The following is a 24,049-nucleotide window of genomic DNA, read 5'->3' on the forward strand; positions in this document are numbered from 1 at the left end:
GCGCGTCTGAAGGTAACTATTTGCAACAGACGTGCCACCGAGGCACTTGTCCGCAAGCCATTGATTTGGAATGACTTTCGATTTTCCGGACGGCCGACGGGTCCGGCTTTCCGGAATTCCGGACCGGGCCGCTCCGGGTTTCCGGAAGCCGATGCGACGTGGGGATCGCCTTGCAAGGGCATATCGCATCACATTTAGCCAAATCGGCCGATGCAGCAGGGCCCGATCGCCCGCCCCATTCCGGAAATCCAGGCAGCCCCGCATGGCGGAACGCGGAGTCTGACGACGTATAATTCCGTGCTTCCCTAACGCCATCGACGCATCCGCCCCCGCGAGCGCGCCCGAGCATGAGCAGCTACTACCAACACCACGTCTTCTTTTGCCTAAACGAGCGCGACGACGGCAAAGCCTGCTGCACCGACCACAATGCCAAGGCGATGCAGGAATACGCGAAGAAGCGTTGCAAGCAGCTTGGMATTTCCGKCGCCGAAGGCCGCGTGCGGATCAACAAGGCCGGCTGCCTGAACCGGTGTGAACTCGGGCCCGTGCTGGTGGTCTACCCCGAGGCCGTCTGGTACACCTTCGTCGACGAGCAGGACATCGACGAGATCATCGACAGCCATCTGGTGAACGGCAAGCCGGTCGAACGCCTGATGCTCGACCGCTGATCCGCCTCCGCCGTGCCCGCCGGGTCCGCCCGGTTTTTTTGTTGCCCGTCTTCGTCCCGCTTTCACTCCTGCTCCTGCCACCATGAACGCGCATACCCAGGTCACCACGATTCCCGGCCCCGTCGGCGCCATCGATATCTCGATCGACCTGCCGCAGGGCATGCCCGTGCGCGGCCTGGCGCTGGTGGCGCACCCGCACCCGCTGTTCGCCGGCACCAAGGACAACAAGGTGGCGCAGACGCTGGCGCGCACCTTCGTCGCCCTCGGCTACGCCACGGTGCGGCCGAACTTCCGCGGCGTGGGCAACTCGGCGGGCGAGCATGACCAGGGCATCGGCGAGCAGGACGACCTGCTGGCCGTGGTGGACTGGATGCGCACCCAGACCGCGTGGTCCCCGGACGCCGCCACGCTGCCGCTGGCGCTGGGCGGGTTCTCGTTCGGCAGCTTCGTGCAGACGCACGTGGCGCGGCGGCTGGCCGAGGCCGGCACGCCGGCGCAGCGCCTGGTGCTGGTGGGAACCGCCACCAGCCGCTGGGACGTGGCGCCGGTGCCGGCCGACACCATCGTCATCCATGGCGAGCAGGACGAGACCGTGCCGCTGGCCAGCGTGCTGGACTGGGTCCGGCCGCAGGAACTCCCGATCATCGTCATTCCTGGCGCCGACCATTTTTTTCATCGCAAGCTGCATCTGATCAAGCAGCTTGTCGTCAACGCGTGGGACCGGTGATCCGTCCCGTCCGCGCAACCCTCATCCGTTGGAATTCGCACCTATGAACAGAGCCACGCCGCGCTTCGCGTCCGCCCTTGCCCCCGTCGCTATTGCCGTTACTGTCGCGCTCGCCGCCCCTGCCGCCGTGCTGGCGCAGGGCGTGCCGACCCCGCAGGTCGCCGCCAAGTCCTGGATGCTGTACGACGTGACGAGCGGCCAGGCGCTGGCCTCGCAGAACGCGGACCTGCGCATCGAGCCGGCCTCGCTGACCAAGATCATGACGGCCTACCTGGCCTTCCAGGCGGTCAAGGAAAAGCGCCTGACGATGGACCAGACCGTGGTGCCGACCAACGTCGTGCTGAAGGTGAAAAGCGACGAATCGCGCATGTTCATCGAGCCGAACAAGCCGGTCAGCGTGCAGGACCTGCTGATGGGCCTGATCGTCCAGTCCGGCAACGACGCCGCGCTGGCGCTGGCCGAGGCCGTGGGCGGTTCCGAGGAAGGCTTCGTGGCGATGATGAACCGCGAGGCCCAGCGCATGGGCCTCAAGGGCACGCACTTCACGAACACGGACGGCATTCCCGACCCGGAGCACTACACCACGGCGGTGGACCTGGCCACGATGACCACGCGCCTGATCAAGGACTTTCCCGAGTACTACGGCATGTACTCGCAAAAGGAGTTCACCTATAACAAGATCAAGCAGCCGAACCGCAACCGCCTGCTGTACATCGACCCCACCGTGGACGGCGTGAAGACGGGCCACACCAAGTCGGCCGGCTACTGCCTGATCTCGTCGGCGCAGCGCCCGCTCGCCAACGTGCCGAACGGCAACCGCCGCCTGGTGTCGATCGTGATCGGCACCACCAGCGAGCAGGTGCGCACGCAGGAAAGCCTGAAGATCCTGAACTACGGCTTCCAGTTCTTCGACACCCTGCGCCTGTACGACAAGGGCCAGGTCCTGGCCACGCCCGAGATCTACAAGGGCGCCGCCGGCACGGTCAAGATCGGCGTGTCCAACGAGACCTTCGTCACGGTGCCCAAGGGCACGGGCAGCCGCCTGAAGCCGGTGCTGGAGCGCCAGGAACTGCTGCTGGCCCCGATCGCGGTCGGCCAGCAGGTCGGCACGGTCAAGCTGATGGACGGCACCACGAAGGTGGGCGAGTTCCCGGTGGTGGCGCTCGAGGACGTGCCCGAGGCCGGCTTCTTCGGCCGCCTGTGGGACACCATCCGCCTCTGGTTCAAGCGCAAGTAATCCGCACACACGCGAGAGCACGAACATGACGACCGATTCGAACGATGGTCAGCAGCCCGGCAGCATTCCGCCGCAGGCCTCGCTGATCGAGTACCCGAGCGACTTCCCCATCAAGGTCATGGGCGCGATGCAGGACGGCTTTGCCGAGGCGATCGTGACCCTGGTGCAGGACTTCGACCCGAACTTCCACGCCGGCAAGATGGAGATGCGTCCATCGCGCAACGGCAATTATCTGGGCCTGACCGTGACGGTCTGGGTGACCAGCCGCGAGCAGCTGGACGATTTATACCGCGCGCTGACGTCGCATCCGATGGTGAAGGTGGTGCTGTAAGCGCATGAACGCCATCACGCTCAAACCGGGCAAGGAAAAATCCCTGCTCCGCCGCCACCCCTGGGTGTACGCCACCGGCATCGCCTCCACCGAAGGCCGCTGCGAGACCGGCACCACGGTGGTCATCCGCGCCGCGGACGGCCGTTTCCTGGCACGCGGCGCCTACAGCCCCGAGTCGCAGATCCGCGCACGGGTGTGGACGTTCGACGAGAACGAGCCGGTCGACCACGCGCTGTTCAAGCGCCGCGTGGCCGCCGCGGTGGCCCATCGGCGCCAGTGGGTGCGCGATACCGACGCGGTACGGCTGATCTTCGGCGAGGCGGACCGCCTGCCCGGGCTGGTTGTCGACTATTACGGCAGCGGCGACAAGGGCCAGCTGGTCTGCCAGTTCAATTCGGCCGGCGTGGAGCAGTGGAAGGAGGCGCTGGTGCAGGCGCTGGTCAAGGAGACCGGCTGCCCGAATGTCTACGAGCGCTCCGACGCCGCCGTGCGCCAGCGCGAGGGCCTGCCGCTGGTGACCGGCGTGCTGGCTGGCGCCGAGCCGGACCCGGAGCTGTCCGTGACCGAACACGGCGTGCGCTACTACGTGGACGTGCGCAACGGCCACAAGACGGGCTTCTACGTCGACCAGCGCGACAACCGCAAGCTCGTCGGCGATCTGGCCGAAGGGCGTGAGGTGCTGAACTGCTTCTGCTACACGGGCGGCTTCTCGCTGGCCGCGCTGCGGGGCGGCGCCACGGCGGTGACGTCGATCGACTCGTCGGGCGAGGCGCTCAAGATCGCCGCGAACAACGTCACGCTGAACGGCTTCGACGCTGAACGGGCGACCTGGCTCGACGCCGACGTGTTCAAGACGCTGCGCGAGTTCCGCGCCGAGGGCCGCCAGTTCGACCTGATCGTGCTGGACCCGCCCAAGTTCGCCCCGTCGGCGCAGCACATCGACCGCGCCGCGCGCGCCTACAAGGAAATCAACCTTGTCGGCATGCAACTGCTGCGGCCGGGCGGCCTGCTGTTCACGTACTCGTGCTCGGGCGCCATCAGCATGGAGCTGTTCCAGAAGATCGTGGCTGGCGCGGCCACCGATGCCCGCTGCGACGCGCGCATCCTGCGCCGGCTCTCGGCGGGCACCGACCATCCGATGTCGGCGGCCTTCCCGGAAGGGGAATACCTGAAGGGCCTGCTGCTCGAGAAGGTGTGACAGGGGCCGAGGGCGCCCGGGCACCCCGGTATAAACCCTCGGTTTTGACTTCTGACGGTCATATTCACCGTCTATGCTTCGTCTCGCGGTGAGGCATTGGCAGGTGTCTCACTGCCTCTTCTTATCAGTCTTCGTGGTAATTGCCCCGCCTACCCGGCGGGGCATTTTTTTGTCCGTCTCTCCTGGCGGAATGGAAGCGGGCCTCTAGGCCGGGCGACGGTCCGGGCGGCGCCATCCGGAGCGAAAGTCCCTATAATCGAACGATCGTTCAATTTGCGACCCGATCAGAGGAGACCCCATGCCCGCCGCCACGACCTTGCCGCCGATCCTGCAGAACCTGGCCCTGCCCGTCATCGCCTCGCCGATGTTTATCGTCAGCTATCCGGAACTGGTGCTGGCGCAGTGCAAGGCCGGCATCGTCGGCTCCTTCCCCGCGCTCAACGCACGCCCGGCGGAACTGCTCGACGAATGGCTCACGCAGATGCAGGAAGACCTGGCCGCGTTCCAGGCCGCGAACCCGGGCAAGCGCGTCGGCCCGATCGCCGTGAACCAGATCGTCCATGCGTCCAACGCGCGGCTGGAGCACGACGTGAAGGTCTGCGTCGACCACAAGGTACCCATCTTCATCACCTCGCTGCGCGCGCCGGTCAAGGAAATGATCGATGCCGTGCACAGCTATGGCGGCATCGTGCTGCACGACGTGATCAGCCTGCGCCACGCCGAGAAGGCCATCGAGGCGGGCGTGGACGGCCTGATCCTGGTGGCGGCTGGCGCCGGCGGCCATGCCGGCATGCTCTCGCCGTTCGCGCTGGTGGGCGAGGTGCGCAAGATCTTCGACGGTCCCATCGCGCTGTCCGGCTCCATCGCCACCGGCGACGCCGTGCTGGCCGCCCAGGCCATGGGCGCCGATTTCGCCTACGTGGGCACGCGCTTCATCGCCTCGCAGGAAGCCCACGCGAGCGCGGAGTACAAGCAGTCGATCACCAGCGCGGCGGCCTCGGACATCGTCTACACGAACCTGTTCACGGGCGTGCACGGCAACTACATCCGCGAGAGCATCAGCAATTCGGGGCTCGACCCGGACAACCTGCCCGTGGCGGACAAGACCAAGATGGACTTCTCGAGCGGCAGCTCCAAGACCAAGGCGTGGAAGGACATCTGGGGCGCTGGCCAGGGCGTGGGCCAGATCGAGGACATTGCCACGGCCGGCGAGATCATCGCGCGCATGAAGGAAGAGTACGACGCCGCGCGCGCTCGGCTCGGACTGGTACGATAGGGGCGTTTTTTCGCCCTCGCTCCTTTTCGCCCCTTCCTTTGCACCCGACCGACTCCGAACGCCCCGCCGGCGACACCCGCCGGCCCCGCTCCCCAGGCAACGCCAGCGACGCGCTCACGCACCGTGAGCGCGTGATCCGGGCATTCTGGGTCACCTGCGGCGTCGTGTCGCTGGTGCTCGGCTTCATCGGCATTTTCCTGCCGCTGCTGCCCACCACCCCGTTTGTCCTGCTGGCGGCCGCCTGCTTCGCGCGCGGCTCGGAGCGCTTCCACGACTGGCTGATCTCGCACCCGCGCTTCGGCCCGCTGGTGCGGGACTGGCAGGCGCATCGCAGCATTCCGCTGCGCGCCAAGTGCCTGGCGCTGTCGATGATGTGGATTTCGATGGGGACCACCGCCTGGCTGCTGCGCGGGCGGCCGGTGTCCTCGCTGACGCTGCTGGCGGTGGGCGCCGCCGTGACCATCTGGATGGTGCGGCTGCCGACCCGGCCCCGGGGTGGGTATGGTGAGGCGGCGGAGCCGCCCCAATCCCCTCAGTCGTAACTGCGCGCGTCCTCGATCACCTTGCCATCCTGCGGCAGCGACCCTGCCGCCACGAAGCGCACCTCGCCGCGCAGGCGCATGACGTCGCGGATCGAATCGGCAATGGCGTGCGCCAGTCCGTCGTCCTCGCGCGTGGCGTCGCAGTGCAGCGTCATGGTGTCCGCGCCGACCATGCCGGTCACCACCAGCCTTGCGGCGCGGATCTCGGGATGGCGGCGCACCACATCCGCCACCTGCCCGGGATGGACGAACATCCCCTTGACCTTGGTGGTCTGGTCCGCGCGCCCCAGCCAGCCCTTGAGCCGGATATTGGTGCGCCCGCATGGGCTGGCGCGGTGCGAGGAGTCGCTGACGATGGCCGACAGGTCGCCCGTGCCGAAACGGATCAGCGGATAGTCGCCGTTGCCGAGCACCGTCACCACGACCTCGCCGGTCTCGCCCTCGGGCATCGGCTGCGTGCCGCCCGGCTCGACGATCTCCACCAGCACGCCTTCATCGACCACCCAGCCGTCGCCGCCCTCGGTTTCGTAGGCGATCAGCCCCACGTCGGCGGTGCCGTACATCTGGCGCACGGTCACGCCATGGTCCTGCAGCCATGCGCGCAGCGGCGGCGGGCAGGCTTCGCCGGTGACCAGCGCCTTCGACAGGCTCGCGCACGGCATTCCCAGCTCGGCGCCCCGCTCGATCAGCAGCTTCAGGAACGATGGCGTGCCGGCATAGGCGGACGGCTGCAGCGCCGCCATGGCCTGCACCTGCGATTCGGTCTGGCCGACGCCCGCCGGGAACACGCAGCAGCCCAACCGGTGTGCGCCCGATTCCATCATCATGCCGGCCGGCGTGAAGTGGTACGAGAAGGTGTTGTAGACCAGCTCGCCGGCGCGGAAACCGGCCGCGAACATGGCGCGCGCGATGCGCCACCAGTCATCGGCATGGCCGTCCGGCTCAAGGATCGGTCCCGGCGACTGGAACACATGCCGCAGCCCGCCGATGGGCGTAGCGTTGAGGCCACCCAGCGGCGGCGCGGTGCGCTGGCGGGCGGTCAACTCCGACTTGCGCGTCACCGGCAGCGCCGCCAGCGCGGCGCGGGAGGTGAGGTCGCGCGGGTCCACATCGCACAGCACCTCGGCGAAGTAAGGCGCGTGGGCCTGCGCGTGCGCCACCTGGCGCGCGAGGGCGGCCAGCAGCGCGGCCTCGCGCTCGGCCGGCGTGCGCGTTTCCAGCGAATCGAAATAGTCAGCCATGGTGCGGGAGGGGTAGGAATTCAGGCCAGCCAGCGCTTGCGGCGCCGATAGCTCTTCACATCGCGGAACGACTTGCGCGCGGCGCCATCGGCATCGTTGGCGGCCACGCCCAGGTAGAACTCCTTGACGTCCTCGTTGGTGCGCAGCGATTCGGCCTCGCCGTCCATGACCACGCGGCCGTTCTCCAGGATGTAGCCGTAGTCGGCGTAGCGCAGCGCCACCATCGTGTTCTGCTCGGCCAGCAGGAAGCTGACCTTCTCGCGCGTGTTCAGGTCGCGCACGATCTCGAAGATCTCCTCGACGATCTGCGGGGCCAGGCCCATGGACGGCTCGTCGAGCAGGATCATCGCCGGCTTGGCCATCATCGCCCGCCCGATCGCGCACATCTGCTGCTCGCCGCCCGAGGTATAGCCAGCCTGGGACTTGCGCCGCGTCTGCAGGCGCGGGAAGTAGGTGTAGATCTTCTCCAGCTCGTGGCGCGTGTCTGCGCGCGACAGCCCGCGCGTGTAGGCGCCGGTGAGCAGGTTTTCCTCGATGGTCAGGTGGGCGAAGCAATGGCGCCCCTCCATGACCTGGATCACCCCGCGCTTGACGAGGTCGTTGGGCGTGAGCTGGTCCACGCGATTACCGCGATATTCGATGGAGCCCTTGGTCACGTCGCCGCGCTCGGCGTGGAGCAGGTTCGAGATCGCCTTGAGCGTGGTGGTCTTGCCGGCCCCGTTGGCGCCGAGCAGCGCCACGATGCGGCCTTCGGGCACCTCCAGCGAGACCCCCTTGAGCACCAGGATCACGTGGTCGTAGATGACTTCGATGTTGTTGACGGATAGCAGGGACATGGATGGACACCTCAAATGCCGCTGGTTTTGCGCTCCCCTCTCCCGCTTGCGGAAGAGGGAAGACAACCGCAGGCCGCGCTTACGACTTCGCGCAGGCCGGCGTAATGCCCTTCTCCTTCGCGTACTGCGCCGCGTTGGCCTTGAACAGCGGGTGGATCAGCGCCTTGTTGCCCTCGATCCAGTCAGACACCACCACCCACTTGGCGCCATCCCACTGCTGGATCTTCACCTTGCCGGAGCCCTCGTGGTTGTCGCAGCTCGTCTTGATCTCGGGCAGCAGGCCGGTGGCGCCCAGCTGCTGCAGGCGCGCGTTGGTCACGTTCAGGTTCTCGAAGGCCCAGCGCATCTGGTCGCCGGACATCATCTTGCCCTTGCCGAACTTGTCCTGCGCCACGCGGATCGCCTCCACGGTMACCACGGCCGCCGAAACGCCGCGGTTATAGAGCACCGAGCCGACCTTGTTGCGGTCCTGCATATTGCCCTTGCCGGCGCCGTACACCACCTTGTCGATGTCGGCGATCAGCGGCACGTTGCGGCCCGCCACGTTCCACGTCGCGCTCATGTAGCCCTTGGCGGCGTCGCCGGCCGGCACGGTGTCTTCCTCGGAACCAGCCCACCAGGAGCCGATCATCTTGTCGCGCGGGAAGCCCACCTTCTGCGCCGCCTTCAGCGCGGTCTGGTTCATCACGCCCCAGCCCCAGAAGATCACGTAGTCCGGATTCTCCTGGCGGATCTTGAGCCACTGGGCGCCCTGCTCGTTGCCGGGGTGCGCCACCGGAATCTCCACCAGGTTGAACTTGTTCAGCCGCGCCTCCGCCTGCAGGGCGACGATCGGCTCCTTGCCGTAGGCCGAGTCGTGGTACAGGTAGACGATCTTCTTGCCGTTGAGCGAGCCGCCGCTCTTGGTGGCCAGGTACTTGACGATGGCCGACACCTGCATCTGGTACGTGGTGACCAGCGGGAACGCGTACGGGAACACCGAACCGTCCACGGCGTCCGTGCGGCCGTAGCCCATCATCACCAGCGGCACCTTGTCAGCGGCGGTCTTGTCGACCAGTGCGTAGGAGATGCCGGTGGACATCGAGTGGTACGCGGTGCCCTTGGTCGTCGCGTTCTTCGACTTGAGCCGCTCGTAGCACTCCACGCCCTTGGCGTTGTTGTACTCGGTCTCGCACTCTTCCCAGCTCAGCTTCACGCCGTTGATGCCGCCATCCTTGAGGTTGACGTAGTTCAGGTAGTCGATGAAGCCGCCGTAGAACGACTGGCCGTTGGCGCCGTAGGGCCCCACGCGGTAGCTCGGCAACGCCACGAACTGCTCGTTGGCCTGCGCCAGCGCCGGCAGCGACGGCGCCAGCAGCGCCGCCGCCACACCAACCACCAGGGCGGCGCGCTGCACATTGCGAATCAGGGTTGTCATGACAGTCTCCTTGACCTTTCGCCTCGTAGACGGGCGTTGTTATGGGCTACGACGATGAATCAATGCGGGAACGGCCAGAGCCGCAGCTTCTCCTTGGCGATCTGCCACAGCCGCGCCAGCCCGTGCGGCTCCACGATCAGGAAGAAGATGATCAGCGCGCCGAACACCATCAGCTGGATGTGCGACACCGTGGCGTTCGTGAACGGCAGGTGCAGCAGCGCGGCCAGGCCGGGCAGCACGTTGTCGAGGAAGATCGGCAGCAGCAGGATGAACGCGGCGCCGAGGAAGGAGCCGAGGATGCTGCCTACCCCGCCGATGATGATCATGAACAGGATGCGGAACGAGAGGTCGAGCGAGAAGCCGTCCGGCTCCACCGAGCCGAGGTAGCAGAACGCATAGAGCGCGCCGGCCACGCCGCAGTAGAACGAGCTGACCGCGAAGGCGAGCAGCTTGGTGCGCATCAGCGGAATGCCGATGACCTCGGCGGCCACGTCCATGTCCCGCACGGCCATCCAGGCGCGGCCGGTGGCCGAGCGCACCAGGTTCTTGGCGACGAAGGCCAGCACCGTGACGAAGGCGAGCACGAACAGGTACTTGCGCACCGGGGTGTCGATGGTGAAGCCGAACAGGTCCAGCCGCTGCGCCGTGATCACGCCCGACGAGCTGTTGTTCGACAGCCAGGGAAACTTGGTCAGCGCCCAGACCACGAAGAACTGCGCCGCCAGCGTGGCCACGGCGAGATAGAAGCCCTTGATCCGCAGCGAGGGCAGCCCGAACGCCACGCCCACCAGTGCCGCCGACAGCCCGGCCAGGAGGAAGGTKGCCAGCACCGGGATGCCTTCGATCCGCAACTGGAAGTTGTACGCCGCGTAGGCGCCCACGGCCATGAAGGCCGCCGTGCCCAGCGAGAGCTGGCCGGCATAGCCGGTCAGGATATTCAGCCCCAGCGCCGCGAGCGAGAAGATCAGGAACGGGATCAGGATCGCGTTGAACCAGTATTCCGAGGCGGTGAACGGCACCGCGACGAAGGCCACTGCCATCAGCACGGCAAAACCGATGCGGTCCTGGCGGATCGGGAAGATCTGGCTGTCGGCGATGTAGCTGGTCTTGAACTGCCCGGCTTCACGATAGAGCATGGTGTCGGTCTCCGGACGGGTTACACGCGGTCGATGTKCTTCTCGCCGAACAGCCCTTCGGGCCGCACCAGCAGGAACAGCAACGCGAATACATAGGGGAACCAGCCTTCGATGCCGCCGAAGTTGCCGCCGAACATCGCCTGGAACACGGGCGGGATGTAGATCTCGGCCAGCTTCTCTGAGGCGCCGATGATCAGCCCGCCGACGATGGCCCCCGGCACCGAGGTGAAGCCGCCCAGGATCAGCACCGGCAGCGCCTTGAGCGCGGTCAGCGTCAGCGCGAACTGCACGCCGTTGCGCGAGCCCCAGAGCATGCCCGCCACCAGCGCCACGAAGCCGGCCACGCCCCAGACGATCGCCCAGATGTGCTGGAGCGGAATGCCGAGCGAGAGCGCCGCCTGGTGGTCATCCGCCACCGCACGCAGCGCCCGCCCCACCTTGGTGTACTGGAAGAACAGCGCCAGCGCGGCCACCAGCACGGCGGCAATCGCGGCGGCGGCCAGGTCGAACTTCGAGATAACGATGTTGAAGCGGGTGAGGATGGCCTCGATCGGCTCGTCCACGATGCCGAGGTTGATCGGCCGCACCTCGTTACCGAACAGCAGCGGCCCGAGCCCCTCCAGGAAGAACGACAGCCCGATGGTCGCCATGAACAGCGTGATCGGCGGCTGGTTGACCAGCTTTCGCAGCACCAGCCGCTCGGTGCTGATGCCCACGATGATCATGACCACGAAGGCGCCGATGAACGCCGCCCACATCGGCATGCCCTTGTCCATCAGCCCCACCACGGCCAGCGCGGCGAAGTAGACCATCGCCCCCTGCGCGAAGTTGAACACGCCGGACGCCTTGTAGATCAGCACGAAGCCCAGCGCCACGAGCGAGTACATCAGCCCGGAGAGCAGCCCGCCGATCAGGATTTMGAAGAAGAAGGTCATGATGGGGTCCGATGCTCAGTGCGAGGTGCCGAGGTAGGCGCGAATCACGTCGGGGTTGGYCTTGACCTCCTCGGGCGTGCCGTCGCCGATCTTCTTGCCGTAGTCGAGCACGACCACGCGGTCGGAGATGTCCATGACCACGCCCATGTCGTGCTCGATCAGCACGATGGTGGTGCCGAACTGCTGGTTCACGTCGAGGATGAAGCGGCACATGTCCTGCTTCTCTTCCACGTTCATGCCGGCCATGGGCTCGTCCAGCAGCAGCATCGACGGCTCCGCCGCCAGCGCGCGCGCCAGCTCCACGCGCTTCTGCAGGCCGTACGGCAGGCGCCCCACCGGGGTCTTGCGGATGGCCTGGATCTCGAGGAAGTCGATCACCTCCTCCACCTTGTGCCGGTGCCGGATCTCCTCGGCGCGCGCCGGGCCCCACCACAGCGCGTGCGCGAACAGGCCGGTGCGGAACTGGGTGTTGCGGCCGGTCATGATGTTGTCCAGCACGGTCATGCCCTTGAACAGCGCGATGTTCTGGAACGTGCGCGCGATGCCCTGCCGCGCGGCGGCGGTCGGATGCATCTGGCGCCGCTCCTCGCCCCGGAACACGATGCGGCCCTGCTGGGGGTGATAGACGCCGTTGATCACGTTCAGCATCGAACTCTTGCCGGCGCCGTTCGGGCCGATGATCGCGCGGATCTCGTGCTCGCAGACATCGAACGAGATGTCGGTCAGCGCCTTCACGCCGCCGAACGCGAGCKAGATGTTCTGGAGGTCCAGGATCACGTCGCCGCGCGTGCGGGTGTGCAGGGTGGAGTCCGGCTCCAGCGCGTCGCCGGTGCGGAGCCCCTCGTGCTGCACGCCATCGGCGTGCCCCGGCGCGGTGATCGTGCCTGCCGGCGCCATCGTGCCCGTGGCGTCCACGCGCCATGCCATCTGCGTCATGCCATTCCCCTGTTCATGCCGCGCGCGCGCCGCCCGTGGGCGGGAAACGCTTGACGTCCACCAGCTTCAGCGTGGCCGAGACACTGCCCTCGCGACCGTCCTCGAACTTCACGCGCGTCTCGATGAACTGCTCGGGCTTGCCCGCGTACAGCGCCTCGACCAGCACCGCGTATTTCTCGGCGATAAAGCCGCGCCGCACCTTGCGCGTGCGCGTCAGTTCGTCGTCGTCCGGGTCCAGCTCCTTGTGCAGGATCAGGAAGCGCGCCACCTGCGAGCCGGCCAGCATGGCGTCCGCCGCCAGGTCGGTGTTCACCTGTTCCACGCATTCGGCGATCATCGCGATCACTTCCGGCTGGGCGGCCAGGTCCACGTAGCCGGCATAGGCCAGGTGGCGGCGCTCGGCCCAGTTGCCCACCGCATCGAAATCGATGTTGATGAAGGCGCAGACCGATTCGCGGTCCGTGCCGAAGGCCACCGCCTCCTTGATGTACGGGAAGAACTTGAGCTTATTCTCGATGTACTTCGGCGCGAACATCGACCCGTCGGCCAGCTTGCCGACGTCCTTGGCGCGGTCGATGATCTTGAGGTGGCCGTCGGCGTCGATCACGCCGGCGTCGCCGGTCATGAAATAGCCCTCGTCGTTGATGGCCTCCCGCGTGGCGTCGTCACGCTTGTAGTAGGACTTCAGCAGCCCCACGCCGCGCACCAGTACCTCGCCGTTGTCGGCGATGCGGATCTCCATGCCCGGCGCGGCCGGGCCGACCGAGTCGAACTTGACCTGCCCGTCCGGCTGCAGGCACACGTAGGCGCAGGTCTCGGTCTGGCCGTAGAACTGCTTCAGGTTCACGCCGATGGAGCGATAGAAGCGGAACAGGTCCGGGCCGATCGCCTCGCCGGCGGTGTAGCCCACGCGGATGCGGCTCATGCCGAGCACGTTGCGCAGCGGGCCGTAGATCACCCATTCGCCCAGCGCGTAGCGCAGCCGGTCCGCCAGTGGCACCGGGCGCTTGTCGAGGATGTCCGCGCCGCAGCGGCGCGCCACGCCCATCGCCCAGTCGTACAGGCGGCGCTTGACCCAGCCAGCGTCCTCCATGCGGATCATCACCTGCGTCAGCAGCCCTTCATAGATGCGCGGCGGGGCGAAGTAGTAGGTGGGGCCGATCTCGCGCAGGTCCGTCATCACGGTCTCCCGCGACTCCGGGCAGTTCACCGTGAAGCCCGCGACCAGCGCCTGCGCGTACGAGAACAGGTTGTCGCCCACCCAGGCCATCGGCAGGTAGGAGAGCACGTCGTCGGCGGGGCCGAGCTTGTCGAACTGGCAGCCGTTGCGCGCCGCGCCGATCAGGCCGCCGTGCGAATGGCAGACCCCCTTGGGCTTGCCGGTGGTGCCGGAGGTGTAGAGGATGATCGCGGTGTCGTCGGGCTGGCCGGCCTGCACCTGCTCATCGAAGAATCCGGGGTGCGCGGCATCGTACTCGCGGCCGATCTCCTGGAGGCGTTCGTAGGAGAGCAGCGAGGGATGGTCGTAGTCGCGCAGGCCGCGCGGGTCTTCGTAGATCAGATGGCGCACGGCGCGGCCGCGCGCGGCGAGCTGGGCCTCCACCTCGAGCAGCTTGTCCACCTGCTCCTGGTCCTCGACCACGGCGAATTCGATCTCGGCGTCTTCCAGCACATAGACCATCTCGTTGGCGATGGCGTCCTGGTAGAGCGGCACCGGCACGCCGCCGAGCGCCTGCGCGGCGGTCATCGCCCAATAGAGACGCGGGCGGTTGTCACCCACCACGGCCAGGTTCATGCCCCGCCGGAACCCAAGCGCGGCCAGCCCGCAGGCGAGCGCGCGGACCTCGCGCGCGGCTTGCGACCAGCTATATGTCTGCCAGATGCCGAGATCCTTCTCGCGATGGGCCGGATGGTCCGGCCGCTGCGTGGCGTGCGCCAGCAGGCATCGCGGGAAGGTCGTTGCCGACGATTCCTGCATCGCTGTCTCCTCTCCCCCAGGGGGCGTAGGGGCCACGCCGGGTATCAAGCCGCCGGACCGGTCGCTATACTGGGCGCCAAGCGGCGCTTCTCGCACCGCATCATGCCGCCAGGCCTTGTGACATCAGGCCGGGCCGGTTCCGTAGTGATCGTAAGATAGCCGATGCCATCCCCCCGGGTTGTCACGCCGATGACAATTCCGGGTTAATCCCTACGGGAGCACCGAGTGGCGATTTCCCATGATTTCATCGACCGTTGCGCCTGGGCCGTGGACCTCAGCCCGGCCCAGCGCGAGCGTGTCAAACGCGTGACTACCGTGCGCGAGTACAGCCAGGGCGACTATGTCTGCCACAAGGGCGACCTGGCCGAACACTGGCTGGGGGTGGTGGAAGGCATCATCAAGATCACCACGGTGTCGCCCTCGGGCAAGTCGGTGACCTTCACCGGCGTGCCGACCGGCGGCTGGTTCGGCGAAGGCGCGGTGCTGAAGTCGGAAATCCGCAAATACGACGTGATGGCGCTGCGCCGCTCGCGCATCGCGTTCATCCCGCGCGAGACTTTTCAGTGGCTGCTGGATACCAGCCTGCCGTTCACGCGCTTCCTGCTGATGCAGTTCAACGAGCGGCTCGGGCAGTTCATTGCGGCGGTGGAGTACGAACGGCTGCTGGACATCGATTCGCGCGTGGCGCGCGCGGTGTCGTCGCTGTTCAACGAACACCTGTATCCGGGGCTGGGGAATACGCTGGAGATCTCGCAGGAGGAGATCGGCCTGCTCGCCGGCATCTCGCGGCAGCGCGCCAACCAGGCGCTGAAGGTGCTGGAACAGCAGGGGCTGGTGCGGGTGGACTACGGGGTGATCGAGGTGCTCGACCTGGAGGGATTGCGGCAGTACGGGGAGTGAGTCCCCCTCCCGCTGGGGAGAGGGGGCAAGGCTATCGACTTACTTGCTGTACACGTAAACCCCACGCCCGGTCTTGCGGCCGAGGTAGCCGGCGGCGACCATCTCGCGCATCAGCATCGCCGGACGGTACTTCGGATCGGCGAACTCGGTGTAGAGCACTTCCATCACCGCCAGMATCGTATCCAGGCCAATCATGTCCGCCAGCGCCAGCGGCCCGATCGGATGGTTGCAGCCCAGCTTCATCCCCTCGTCGATTTCTTCCGGCGACGCCAGGCCCTCGCCCAGCACGCAGAATGCCTCGTTGATCATCGGGCAGAGGATGCGGTTCACCACGAAGCCCGGGCTGTTCTTCACCGTGATCGGATACTTGCCCAGCCGCTTGGCCAGCTCCTCGACGTCGGCATGCGTGGCATCGCTGGTCTGCAGGCCGCGAATCAGTTCCACCAGCGCCATCATCGGCACCGGGTTGAAGAAGTGCATGCCGATGAAGTGGTCCGGGCGCGAGATCGCCGCAGCCAGCTTGGTGATCGAGATCGACGAGGTGTTCGACGCCACGATCACGTGCGCGCCGACGATGCTGTCGATCTGCTTGAGGATCTTGAGCTTCAGCTCATGGTTCTCGGTGGCAGCCTCGATGACGATATCGGCCTTCTTGAGGTCGTCGTAGGCGGTGCTGCCGTGGATGCGCGCCAGTGCCGCCGCCTTGTCGGCCTCGGTCGCCTTCTCCTTCTTGATCAGCCGGTCCATGCTGCCGGCCACCGTGGCGATGCCCTTCTGCACGGCGGCGTCGCTGATATCGACCATCACCACGTCCAGGCCAGCTACTGCGCAGGCCTGGGCGATGCCGTTGCCCATCGTGCCGGCACCGACGATGCCTACTGTCTTGATTGCCATGTCGAACTTCCTTGTGTCGTTACGTGTATCCGGGAATGAAATCGGGACCGATCAGKCCGGCAGCTTCGCCAGCGCCGCGATTACGCGCTCGGCGTGCTCCTTGAGCACGGCCATGTCCTGCTGCTCGCGCGCATGGCCGCGAATCGGCTGGTCCGCGTAGCGCGGCACGATGTGGAAATGGATGTGCGGCACGGTCTGTCCCGCCGCCACGCCGTTGAACTGGGTGATGACCATGCCGTCCGGCTGGAAGGCCTCGCGCACGGCACGCGCCACGCGCTGCGTGGACTTGATCGCCGCCGCCGCGCCGGCCTCGGACAGGCCGAACAGGTCCACTGCCTGCTCCTTCGGCACGACCAGCGCGTGGCCGTCGGTMTGCGGCATGATGTCCATGAACGCGATGGTGTCCGCGTCCTCGTAGATCTTGAAGCACGGGAGTTCGCCACGCAGGATGCGGGCGAAGATGTTCTGGTTGTCGTACATGGGATCAGGGCCCTCCTTCTGCGTGGCTTGGACCCGCGCAAGGATGGCGCGCGGCAACCTTCGAGTGTAGCGCAGCGCGCGCCTACACAACGTCTCCATCAATGGGAATCGTAGTTCGATGAAATCAACGTCCTTGCTGATCTTCCGCAGCAAGTGAACGTTCACGCATTTTCAGTGCCCCGGTCAGCGTTTAAGGTGCAATGCCATGGCAACCGGGGGATTCATCGATGGCACACGCGATCGGCCGTACTGCAGGGTGGAAGGGAACGCTTCGTCTGGCGCTGCTGGCGGGGCTGTGCCTGCCGCTGACAGAGTGCACCGAAGACCAGATGGGACTGGACATTCTTGGATACAACCATACCGACCGCAGCATCTACAGCTTCGGCTGTCAATGAGTATGGCGGCGGCTACTTGGGAGCACACACCGGTGGTGGAAAATTTACGTGTTGCATGAGCATTCCGCGTGCCTACAAGCCAGGCATGACGGTAACCGTCTGGTGGAGCGATTGGGGTGGGGAAAACGCCATGGAGCGCGTCGTGGAAGTGCCACGGTATGGCCCGGATGAAGGCGGACATTTTGCCGTGCATTTCCTGCGTGGCGGCGAGGTCAAGGTGTTCGTCACCATGATGGGCCTCGGGCATCCGGACTATCCGCTCAAGGGTGAGGATGCCGAACTGTGACAAAGACTCTATCCATGCCTGCCAATACGCGTCATCGCCGCGAAACGAAATGGTTCCCCTCAGTCTGGCGTCTTTGCCTATTGGCCGGGCTGTGCTTGCCACTGACAGGATGCATCGAAGACCAGATGACGTTGAATCTGGTGGGCTACAACCATACCGACAGGAGCATCCACCGCTATGGCGTCAATGAATATGGGGGCGGTCACCTGCAAGCGCACCGGGGCGGTGGAGGGTTCACCTGCTGCATCAGCATCCCACGCGCCTACAAGCCCGGCATGACGGTAACGGTCTGGGGGAGCGATTGGGATGGAGAGAACGCCATAAAGCGCGTCGTGGAAGTGCCACGGTATGGCCCCGACGAGGGCGGCCGGTTCGCTGTCCATTTCCTGCGCGGCGGCGAGGTCAAGGTGTTCGTCACCATGATGGGCCTCGGGCATCCGGACTATCCGCTCAAGGGTGAGGATGCCGAACTGTGACAAAGACTTCGTCCATGCCTGCGAATGTCCGGTATCGCCGCGAAACGAAATGGTTCCCMTCAGTCTGGCGTCTTTGCCTATTGGCCGGGCTGTGCCTGCCACTGACCGGGTGCACCGAAGACMGGATGACGTTGAATCTGGTGGGCCACAACCATACCAACAGGAGCATCTACAGTTTTGGCGTCAACGAATATGGCGGTGGCTACCTGGGAGCACACCGCGGCGGCGGGGGACATACCTGTTGCATCAGCATTCCACGCGCCTACCGACCTGGGATGACGGTCACTGTCTGGTGGAGTGACTGGGGTGGGGAAAACGCCATGGAGCGCATTGTGGAAGTGCCACGGTATGGACCAGATGAAGGCGGTGCATTTGCCGTGCATTTCCTGCGCAGCGGGGAGGTCAAGGTGTTCGTCACCATGATGGGCTACTGGCATCCCAACTATCCGCTCAAGGGTGAGGATGCCGAACTGTGACAAAGACTTCGTCCATGCCTGCCAATACGCGTCATCGCCGCGAAACGAAATGGTTCCCGTCAGTCTGGCGTCTTTGCCTATTGGCCGGGCTGTGCCTGCCACTGACCGGATGCACCGAAGACCAGATGACGTTGAATCTGGTGGGCTACAACCACACCGACAGGAGCATCTACCGCTTTGGGGTCAACGAGTATGGCGGTGCGTACTTGGGAGCACATCGTGGCGGCGGAAAATTCACCTGTTGTACAAGCATTCCACGCGCTTACAAGCCGGGTATGACGGTAAAGGTCTGGTGGAGCGATTGGGGTGGAGAAAACGCCATGGAGCGCGACGTGGAAGTGCCACGGTATGGCCCCGACGAGGGCGGCCGGTTCGCTGTCCATTTCCTGCGCGGCGGCGAGGTCAAGGTGTTCGTCACCATGATGGGCCTCGGGCATCCGGACTATCCGCTTAAAGGCGACGAAGCCAAATTGTGAAGTACATCCGAGCCTGAGCAATATGCCATACAACCTTACGATACCTGCACCGATGCCTGCGAATGGACAGCGCGAACTTTCGCTACGAGAAACGCTTGACTCGGTTCATTTGAATTTGACTGGAACCCGCATGCTCCCAGATCACGTGATGAGAGCCGTCGTATCAGGCATGAGCTATGACCCGAATGATCCCATGCGCAAGCTCGCGTTCAAGACCTGGGAGAACAAACTGGCGAAAGTGGTGGCAGACCGCGAGCGCAAGGTCACGCGGATCAATGTCGCGGTGTTCGGCTTCTCTCGCGGTGCCGCCGCAGCCCGCGCATTCGCCCATTGGCTGTTCGAATTTCTTGCGCAGAAGGATGGCGTTCATCGGCTGGCTGGCATACCGATTCGCATCCACTTCATGGGCCTGTTCGATACGGTCGCTGCAGTCGGCATCCCCGACGGCATCCCGGGCGCCGACGGCCATGGTTCCTGGGGCGCCCATATGGCCATCCACCCCGCCATCGAACAATGCGTGCATTTCATCGCCCTGCACGAACAGCGCGGCAGCTTTCCGCTGGAAATGGCGCGTGGCAAGCAGGTGGCTTACCCCGGCATGCATTCAGACGCGGGGGGCGGCTACCGGCCCGGTGATCAAGGCAAGGCGATGCCGGATTGGGGATTGTCACCGCAGTTATCGCAGATACCGCTGATCGACATGCACCACGCGGCGCTCGTCGGCGGTGTGCCGCTGTTGTCATCCGATGAAATCCAGGAGGACCCCGGCCTCGCCCGGGCCTTCCATTGCTCCCCGGACCTGATCGCCACCGTCACTGACTTCTATGCGACCTGTGGCATCGCGCCAAGTGCCACCGGCAAGCCGGCAACGCAAGCCTTCCTCGAGGCGCATACCCATCAGTACCTGCAATGGCGCAGCGGCCTGCACTTGCCGGGCCAGGCGCTGGAGCGACGCCGCGTCTACCAGCGGGCGAGAAAGGACCCCGACCAGATCGACCTGCGTGAAGGGGCCGAGGACTTTGCCACCCACCACCGAAGCTTGCGCGTGGCGATGCGTCCGCCTATTCCCGCAGGAGGCCGCGTAGGCCCGAGCATCGCCAACGCGCCGCGCGTGGATGCCGCCACGGCTCGCCTGCTGGCAGCACTGGAAGCGCCGGGCGCCCTGCCACCAAGCGTGCACAAGCTCATGGACGACTACATCCACGACTCGCGGTGCGCGTTCCGACCCACCGGAAAGATGGAGTCCACGGCGCGGACAAACGGCTACTTCCGCTACCGCACCTTCTTCTAGCGTTGCGTCGGCTGCCTGCATCCACTCCTACATGTTGCGCCGATACTGCCCGCCGACCTCGAACAGCGTGTGCGTGATCTGCCCTAACGAGCACACGCGCACGGCGTCCATCAGCACTGCGAACACGTTCTGGTTGGCGATCACGGCCTGGCGCAGCCGCTCCAGCATCGCCGGGGCGTCCGCCGTGTGGCCCTGCTGGAATTCCGCCAGGCGGTTCAGCTGGCTCTGCTTCTCCTCCTCGCTCGAACGCGCCAGTTCCAGCTTCTGCGGCGTCGGGTCGCCTTCCGGATTGCGGAACGTGTTCACGCCGATGATCGGCAGCGTGCCGTCGTGCTTCAGCTGCTMGTAGTACATCGACTCCTCCTGGATCTTGCCGCGCTGGTAGCCGGTTTCCATCGCCCCGAGCACGCCGCCACGCTCGGCGATGCGCTCGAACTCCTGCAGCACGGCCTCTTCCACGAGGTCGGTCAACTCCTCGATCAGGAAGCTGCCCTGATTCGGGTTCTCGCACTTCGCCACGCCCCATTCGCGGTTGATGATGAGCTGGATCGCCAGCGCGCGGCGCACCGATTCGCCGGTCGGCGTGGTGATCGCCTCGTCATAGGCGTTGGTATGCAGCGAGTTGCAGTTGTCGTAGATGGCGATCAGCGCCTGCAGCGTGGTGCGGATGTCGTTGAAGTCGATTTCCTGCGCGTGCAGCGAGCGTCCCGACGTCTGGATGTGGTACTTGAGCTTCTGGCTGCGGTCGTTGGCGCCGTACTTGTCGCGCATCGTCACGGCCCAGATGCGGCGCGCCACGCGGCCGAGCACGCTGTACTCGGGGTCCATGCCGTTCGAGAAGAAGAACGACAGGTTCGGCGCGAAGTCGTCGATATGCATGCCGCGCGCGAGGTAGGCCTCCACGTAGGTGAAGCCGTTCGAGAGCGTGAACGCGAGCTGGGAGATCGGGTTCGCGCCGGCCTCGGCGATGTGATAGCCCGAGATCGACACCGAGTAGAAATTGCGCACCTGATGGTGGACGAAGTACTCCTGGATGTCCCCCATCACCTTCAGCGAGAACTCGGTGGAAAAGATGCACGTGTTCTGGCCCTGATCCTCCTTGAGGATGTCTGCCTGCACCGTGCCGCGCACGTTCTGGAGCACCCAGGCGCGGATCTTCGATTCCTCGTCGGCGGTCGGCTCGCGGCCGTTGTCGACGCGGAACTTGTCCAGCTTCTGGTCGATGGCGGTGTTCATGAACATCGCCAGGATGGTCGGCGCGGGTCCGTTGATGGTCATCGACACGGACGTGCTCGGACTGGTCAGGTCGAAGCCGTCGTAGAGCACCTTCATGTCGTCGAGCGTGGCGATGCTGACGCCCGAGTTGCCGACCTTGCCGTAGATGTCCGGGCGCAGGTGCGGGTCTTCGCCGTAGAGCGTGACCGAGTCGAACGCGGTGGAAAGGCGCTTGGCGTCCATCCCTTCCGACACCAGCTTGAAACGGCGATTTGTGCGGAATGCATCACCCTCGCCAGCGAACATGCGGGTGGGGTCCTCGCCCTCGCGCTTGAACGCGAACACGCCGGCCGTGTACGGGAAGCTGCCCGGCACGTTCTCGCGCATCAGCCATTTCAGGATCTCGCCGTCGTCCTCGAAGCGCGGCAGCACCACCTTGCGGATCTTGGTGCCGGAGAGCGTGGTGGTCACCAGCCCCGTGCGGATCTCCTTGTCGCGGATCTTCACCACGTATTCGTCGCCGCTGTATGCCTGCTGCATCTGCGGCCACATCGCCAGCAGCTTGCGCTCCACGGCGCCGAGCGCGGCGTCACGGTCGGCGGCCAGCGTGTCCAGCGCGGCGGTATCGCCGCTGGCGTCGGACTGCTTTAGCATCGCCCCGGCGGCGCGCAGTTGCTGGCGCTCGCGCGCCAGCCGGCTCTGCTCGGCCACGCGGCGATGGTAGGCGCGCACGGTGTCGGCCAGCTCGGCCAGATAGCGGCTGCGCGCCGGCGGCACGATCACGTTCTGGCCAGTCGAGATCCGCCCGCTGGTGGCCGGCAGCACGCCGGGCTTCAGCGCCAGGCCACGCTCGGCCAGGGCGGCGGCCAGCCCCTGATAGAGCATCGTCACGCCATCGTCATTGAAGCGCGACGCCTGCGTGCCATAGACCGGCATCTCGTCGGGCTTGCTGTGCCACTGCTCGCGGTTGCGCTGCACCTGCTTGGCCACGTCGCGCCAGGCGTCCTGCGCGCCCTTGCGGTCGAACTTGTTGATGGCGACGAAGTCGGCGAAGTCGAGCATGTCGATCTTCTCGAGCTGGCTCGCCGCGCCGAACTCGGGCGTCATCACATAGAGCGACAGGTCCACGTGCGGCACGATGGCCGCATCGCCCTGCCCGATCCCGGACGTCTCCACGATCACCAGATCGAAGCGCGCCGCCTTGCAGGCGGCAATCACGTCCGGCAGCGCCTGGGAAATCTCCGAGCCGGCCTCGCGCGTGGCCAGCGAGCGCATGAAAACGTGCGGATGGTTGATCGCGTTCATGCGGATGCGGTCGCCCAGCAGCGCGCCGCCGGACTTGCGCCGCGACGGGTCGATCGAGATCACCGCGACCGACAGCGCGTCCTGCTGGTCCAGCCGGAAACGGCGGATCAGCTCGTCCGTCAGCGACGACTTGCCGGCACCGCCCGTCCCCGTAATGCCGAGTACCGGCGTTGTGGCGGTCTTCGCCTGGGCATGGAGGGTCTCGACCAGCACCGGGTCGGCGCGGCCGTTCTCGAGCGCGGTCATCAGCTGGGCCAGCGCGCGGCGGTCGCCGCCGGCCACGGCATCGAGCGAGGTGGGCGCGTAGCGGGTCAGGTCGATGTCGCAGCGCTGCACCATGTCGGCGATCATGCCGGCCAGGCCCATGCGCTGGCCGTCCTCGGGACTGTAGATGCGCGCCACGCCGTAGGCCTGCAGTTCGCGGATCTCGTCCGGCACGATCACGCCGCCGCCGCCGCCGAACACCTGGATGTGCTCGCCGCCGTGCTCGCGCAGCAGATCGATCATGTATTTGAAGTATTCGACGTGCCCGCCCTGATAGCTGGAGATGGCGATGCCCTGGGCGTCTTCCTGCAGCGCGGCGGTCACCACCTCGTGCACGGAGCGGTTGTGCCCCAGGTGGATCACCTCGCAGCCGTGGGACTGGAGGATGCGCCGCATGATGTTGATCGAGGCGTCGTGGCCATCGAACAATGACGCGGCGGTCACAAACCGCACCTTGTTGGTCGGCGAAGCGGGCGTGGTGGGCGAAATGGGGCCCTTGCCCGTGGCTGCGCGCGGCTTGGGCGCCGCGGTCCTGCTCACATCGGAAAGATCAGTCATTGTCTCCACCGCTCGGATATGTGGCTGGCGTGCCACGCGCCGGCGGTTCTGACGACCGCACTGACGGGGCCGGACGATTATATGACGTTTACGTTAACGTAAGGCAAGGCGGGCAGGAAGGCTGCGCGCCAAGGGTCATGGCGGCATCCTCGCATGGCGGGAGGGATTGGACCAGCGGGGTTGGCCCGGATGGATCGCGGCAGGCACTTGCCCGCCGCGCGGCGTTGCGGAGGCTCAGGCGTGGATCTGCGGGCAGTCGCCGAAGGCGTCCGTCTTGCGGGCGCGCCACCGGCGCAGCAGTTGCCGGGCGATGGCGGCGGCACGTTGGAGCGAGAGCGGCGCGGGGGTCTCGGCCAGTTGGAAGCGGGCCAGCAGCGACTCGCCCGACAGCCAGACCTGCGCGCCCTCGGGTAGCGCGAAGATGTCGCCCGGCCGCAGCCAGATATCGGCGGCCTGCCCTTCGATGGTCAGCCACAGCCGGCCTTCGAGCACGGCAACGCTCTGGCCATGCCGGACACGCCAGCTCACGGGCTTGCCCGGTTCATCGAGTTCAAAGGTCCTGAGTTCACGCATGG

25 protein-coding genes are annotated in these 24,049 nt (G+C 65.9%); 14 read left to right on the forward strand and 11 right to left on the reverse strand.

The annotated features are described in order from the left end of the window. Nucleotides 1–347: 347 nt before the first annotated feature. The 7 genes from AC1EJR_RS06185 (at nucleotide 348) to AC1EJR_RS06215 (ending at nucleotide 5,979) form a co-directional block, all read left to right on the forward strand. The gene (locus AC1EJR_RS06185; RefSeq protein ID WP_477146886.1) at nucleotides 348–668 is read left to right on the forward strand and encodes a (2Fe-2S) ferredoxin domain-containing protein; all 321 of its coding nucleotides are present in this window, start codon (nucleotides 348–350) and stop codon (nucleotides 666–668) included. 82 nt (nucleotides 669–750) lie between these two features. Next, nucleotides 751–1,395: an alpha/beta hydrolase gene (locus tag AC1EJR_RS06190; RefSeq protein ID WP_092291562.1), complete on the forward strand. Its 645-nt coding sequence runs from the start codon at nucleotides 751–753 to the stop codon at nucleotides 1,393–1,395. Between the two features lie 43 nt (nucleotides 1,396–1,438). Then, nucleotides 1,439–2,632 carry a D-alanyl-D-alanine carboxypeptidase family protein gene (locus AC1EJR_RS06195; RefSeq protein ID WP_092291560.1) on the forward strand — a complete coding sequence of 398 codons (1,194 nt, stop codon included), beginning with the start codon at nucleotides 1,439–1,441 and terminating at the stop codon, nucleotides 2,630–2,632. Between the two features lie 25 nt (nucleotides 2,633–2,657). After that, a complete protein-coding gene (locus tag AC1EJR_RS06200; RefSeq protein ID WP_092291557.1) occupies nucleotides 2,658–2,963 on the forward strand; it encodes a YbeD family protein in 306 nt (101 codons plus the stop codon). A gap of 4 nt (nucleotides 2,964–2,967) precedes the next feature. Continuing rightward, nucleotides 2,968–4,161 carry a class I SAM-dependent rRNA methyltransferase gene (locus AC1EJR_RS06205; RefSeq protein ID WP_092291555.1) on the forward strand — a complete coding sequence of 398 codons (1,194 nt, stop codon included), beginning with the start codon at nucleotides 2,968–2,970 and terminating at the stop codon, nucleotides 4,159–4,161. Between the two features lie 298 nt (nucleotides 4,162–4,459). Further along, nucleotides 4,460–5,437: an NAD(P)H-dependent flavin oxidoreductase gene (locus tag AC1EJR_RS06210; protein ID WP_441591379.1), complete on the forward strand. Its 978-nt coding sequence runs from the start codon at nucleotides 4,460–4,462 to the stop codon at nucleotides 5,435–5,437. A gap of 38 nt (nucleotides 5,438–5,475) precedes the next feature. After that, on the forward strand, nucleotides 5,476–5,979 hold the full coding sequence (locus AC1EJR_RS06215; protein ID WP_369823467.1) for a YbaN family protein: 504 nt from the start codon (nucleotides 5,476–5,478) through the stop codon (nucleotides 5,977–5,979). On the opposite strand, the gene AC1EJR_RS06220 is transcribed toward AC1EJR_RS06215, so the two are convergent. From AC1EJR_RS06220 to AC1EJR_RS06250, 7 genes are all read right to left on the reverse strand, one after another. Next, nucleotides 5,970–7,220 carry a phenylacetate--CoA ligase family protein gene (locus tag AC1EJR_RS06220; RefSeq protein ID WP_477112732.1) on the reverse strand — a complete coding sequence of 417 codons (1,251 nt, stop codon included), beginning with the start codon at nucleotides 7,218–7,220 and terminating at the stop codon, nucleotides 5,970–5,972. The genes AC1EJR_RS06215 and AC1EJR_RS06220 overlap by 10 nt on opposite strands. A gap of 20 nt (nucleotides 7,221–7,240) precedes the next feature. Beyond that, nucleotides 7,241–8,056 (reverse strand): ABC transporter ATP-binding protein, encoded by an 816-nt coding sequence (locus AC1EJR_RS06225; RefSeq protein ID WP_092291549.1) that lies wholly within the window; start codon nucleotides 8,054–8,056, stop codon nucleotides 7,241–7,243. A gap of 79 nt (nucleotides 8,057–8,135) precedes the next feature. After that, nucleotides 8,136–9,473 carry an ABC transporter substrate-binding protein gene (locus AC1EJR_RS06230; protein ID WP_092291547.1) on the reverse strand — a complete coding sequence of 446 codons (1,338 nt, stop codon included), beginning with the start codon at nucleotides 9,471–9,473 and terminating at the stop codon, nucleotides 8,136–8,138. A gap of 59 nt (nucleotides 9,474–9,532) precedes the next feature. Then, nucleotides 9,533–10,609, reverse strand: coding sequence for a branched-chain amino acid ABC transporter permease (locus tag AC1EJR_RS06235; RefSeq protein ID WP_092291545.1), 1,077 nt, complete (start codon nucleotides 10,607–10,609; stop codon nucleotides 9,533–9,535). A gap of 20 nt (nucleotides 10,610–10,629) precedes the next feature. After that, nucleotides 10,630–11,544 (reverse strand): branched-chain amino acid ABC transporter permease, encoded by a 915-nt coding sequence (locus tag AC1EJR_RS06240; RefSeq protein WP_477146887.1) that lies wholly within the window; start codon nucleotides 11,542–11,544, stop codon nucleotides 10,630–10,632. Between the two features lie 15 nt (nucleotides 11,545–11,559). Further along, nucleotides 11,560–12,480, reverse strand: a complete 921-nt coding sequence (locus AC1EJR_RS06245; RefSeq protein ID WP_477146888.1) for an ABC transporter ATP-binding protein — start codon at nucleotides 12,478–12,480, stop codon at nucleotides 11,560–11,562. A 13-nt stretch (nucleotides 12,481–12,493) separates the two neighbouring features. Beyond that, nucleotides 12,494–14,458, reverse strand: a complete 1,965-nt coding sequence (locus tag AC1EJR_RS06250) for an AMP-dependent synthetase/ligase (protein WP_477112733.1) — start codon at nucleotides 14,456–14,458, stop codon at nucleotides 12,494–12,496. Nucleotides 14,459–14,689: 231 nt separating this feature from the next. Between AC1EJR_RS06250 and AC1EJR_RS06255 the strand changes: the two genes are divergently transcribed. Then, nucleotides 14,690–15,358, forward strand: coding sequence for a Crp/Fnr family transcriptional regulator (locus AC1EJR_RS06255; RefSeq protein WP_092292105.1), 669 nt, complete (start codon nucleotides 14,690–14,692; stop codon nucleotides 15,356–15,358). Nucleotides 15,359–15,397: 39 nt separating this feature from the next. On the opposite strand, the gene AC1EJR_RS06260 is transcribed toward AC1EJR_RS06255, so the two are convergent. Further along, a complete protein-coding gene (locus AC1EJR_RS06260) occupies nucleotides 15,398–16,252 on the reverse strand; it encodes a 3-hydroxybutyryl-CoA dehydrogenase (RefSeq protein WP_477146889.1) in 855 nt (284 codons plus the stop codon). A 51-nt stretch (nucleotides 16,253–16,303) separates the two neighbouring features. Continuing rightward, nucleotides 16,304–16,732 carry an HIT family protein gene (locus AC1EJR_RS06265; RefSeq protein ID WP_477146890.1) on the reverse strand — a complete coding sequence of 143 codons (429 nt, stop codon included), beginning with the start codon at nucleotides 16,730–16,732 and terminating at the stop codon, nucleotides 16,304–16,306. Between the two features lie 227 nt (nucleotides 16,733–16,959). Between AC1EJR_RS06265 and AC1EJR_RS06270 the strand changes: the two genes are divergently transcribed. The 6 genes from AC1EJR_RS06270 to AC1EJR_RS06295 all read left to right on the forward strand — a co-directional run bounded on the left by AC1EJR_RS06270 (nucleotide 16,960) and on the right by AC1EJR_RS06295 (nucleotide 20,132). Continuing rightward, the gene (locus tag AC1EJR_RS06270; protein ID WP_441644574.1) at nucleotides 16,960–17,127 is read left to right on the forward strand and encodes a hypothetical protein; all 168 of its coding nucleotides are present in this window, start codon (nucleotides 16,960–16,962) and stop codon (nucleotides 17,125–17,127) included. Between the two features lie 16 nt (nucleotides 17,128–17,143). Next, complete coding sequence (locus AC1EJR_RS06275; protein WP_477112734.1) at nucleotides 17,144–17,413, forward strand: DUF3304 domain-containing protein; 270 nt, start codon at nucleotides 17,144–17,146, stop codon at nucleotides 17,411–17,413. 14 nt (nucleotides 17,414–17,427) lie between these two features. Continuing rightward, nucleotides 17,428–17,889 carry a DUF3304 domain-containing protein gene (locus AC1EJR_RS06280; RefSeq protein ID WP_454756759.1) on the forward strand — a complete coding sequence of 154 codons (462 nt, stop codon included), beginning with the start codon at nucleotides 17,428–17,430 and terminating at the stop codon, nucleotides 17,887–17,889. A gap of 125 nt (nucleotides 17,890–18,014) precedes the next feature. Next, complete coding sequence (locus tag AC1EJR_RS06285; RefSeq protein ID WP_222944701.1) at nucleotides 18,015–18,365, forward strand: DUF3304 domain-containing protein; 351 nt, start codon at nucleotides 18,015–18,017, stop codon at nucleotides 18,363–18,365. Between the two features lie 14 nt (nucleotides 18,366–18,379). Then, nucleotides 18,380–18,841, forward strand: a complete 462-nt coding sequence (locus tag AC1EJR_RS06290) for a DUF3304 domain-containing protein (RefSeq protein WP_313818144.1) — start codon at nucleotides 18,380–18,382, stop codon at nucleotides 18,839–18,841. 193 nt (nucleotides 18,842–19,034) lie between these two features. After that, nucleotides 19,035–20,132, forward strand: coding sequence for a T6SS phospholipase effector Tle1-like catalytic domain-containing protein (locus AC1EJR_RS06295; protein ID WP_477112735.1), 1,098 nt, complete (start codon nucleotides 19,035–19,037; stop codon nucleotides 20,130–20,132). Between the two features lie 27 nt (nucleotides 20,133–20,159). On the opposite strand, the gene icmF is transcribed toward AC1EJR_RS06295, so the two are convergent. Beyond that, the gene (gene icmF / locus AC1EJR_RS06300) at nucleotides 20,160–23,474 is read right to left on the reverse strand and encodes a fused isobutyryl-CoA mutase/GTPase IcmF (RefSeq protein WP_477146891.1); all 3,315 of its coding nucleotides are present in this window, start codon (nucleotides 23,472–23,474) and stop codon (nucleotides 20,160–20,162) included. A gap of 234 nt (nucleotides 23,475–23,708) precedes the next feature. Beyond that, complete coding sequence (locus AC1EJR_RS06305; RefSeq protein ID WP_092291522.1) at nucleotides 23,709–24,047, reverse strand: DUF2917 domain-containing protein; 339 nt, start codon at nucleotides 24,045–24,047, stop codon at nucleotides 23,709–23,711. Nucleotides 24,048–24,049: the final 2 nt, after the last annotated feature.

Source organism: Cupriavidus sp. 05T42, assembly GCF_056396345.1.

Coding starts and splice junctions, on each gene's coding strand:
- AC1EJR_RS06190 (WP_092291562.1), top strand. CDS start 751: ATGAACGCGCATACCCAGGTCACCACGATTCCCGGCCCCGTCGGCGCC.
- AC1EJR_RS06195 (WP_092291560.1), top strand. CDS start 1,439: ATGAACAGAGCCACGCCGCGCTTCGCGTCCGCCCTTGCCCCCGTCGCT.
- AC1EJR_RS06200 (WP_092291557.1), top strand. CDS start 2,658: ATGACGACCGATTCGAACGATGGTCAGCAGCCCGGCAGCATTCCGCCG.
- AC1EJR_RS06205 (WP_092291555.1), top strand. CDS start 2,968: ATGAACGCCATCACGCTCAAACCGGGCAAGGAAAAATCCCTGCTCCGC.
- AC1EJR_RS06210 (WP_441591379.1), top strand. CDS start 4,460: ATGCCCGCCGCCACGACCTTGCCGCCGATCCTGCAGAACCTGGCCCTG.
- AC1EJR_RS06220 (WP_477112732.1), bottom strand. CDS start 7,220: ATGGCTGACTATTTCGATTCGCTGGAAACGCGCACGCCGGCCGAGCGC.
- AC1EJR_RS06225 (WP_092291549.1), bottom strand. CDS start 8,056: ATGTCCCTGCTATCCGTCAACAACATCGAAGTCATCTACGACCACGTG.
- AC1EJR_RS06250 (WP_477112733.1), bottom strand. CDS start 14,458: ATGCAGGAATCGTCGGCAACGACCTTCCCGCGATGCCTGCTGGCGCAC.
- AC1EJR_RS06270 (WP_441644574.1), top strand. CDS start 16,960: ATGGCACACGCGATCGGCCGTACTGCAGGGTGGAAGGGAACGCTTCGT.
- AC1EJR_RS06280 (WP_454756759.1), top strand. CDS start 17,428: ATGCCTGCCAATACGCGTCATCGCCGCGAAACGAAATGGTTCCCCTCA.
- AC1EJR_RS06285 (WP_222944701.1), top strand. CDS start 18,015: ATGACGTTGAATCTGGTGGGCCACAACCATACCAACAGGAGCATCTAC.
- AC1EJR_RS06290 (WP_313818144.1), top strand. CDS start 18,380: ATGCCTGCCAATACGCGTCATCGCCGCGAAACGAAATGGTTCCCGTCA.
- AC1EJR_RS06295 (WP_477112735.1), top strand. CDS start 19,035: ATGCGCAAGCTCGCGTTCAAGACCTGGGAGAACAAACTGGCGAAAGTG.
- AC1EJR_RS06305 (WP_092291522.1), bottom strand. CDS start 24,047: ATGCGTGAACTCAGGACCTTTGAACTCGATGAACCGGGCAAGCCCGTG.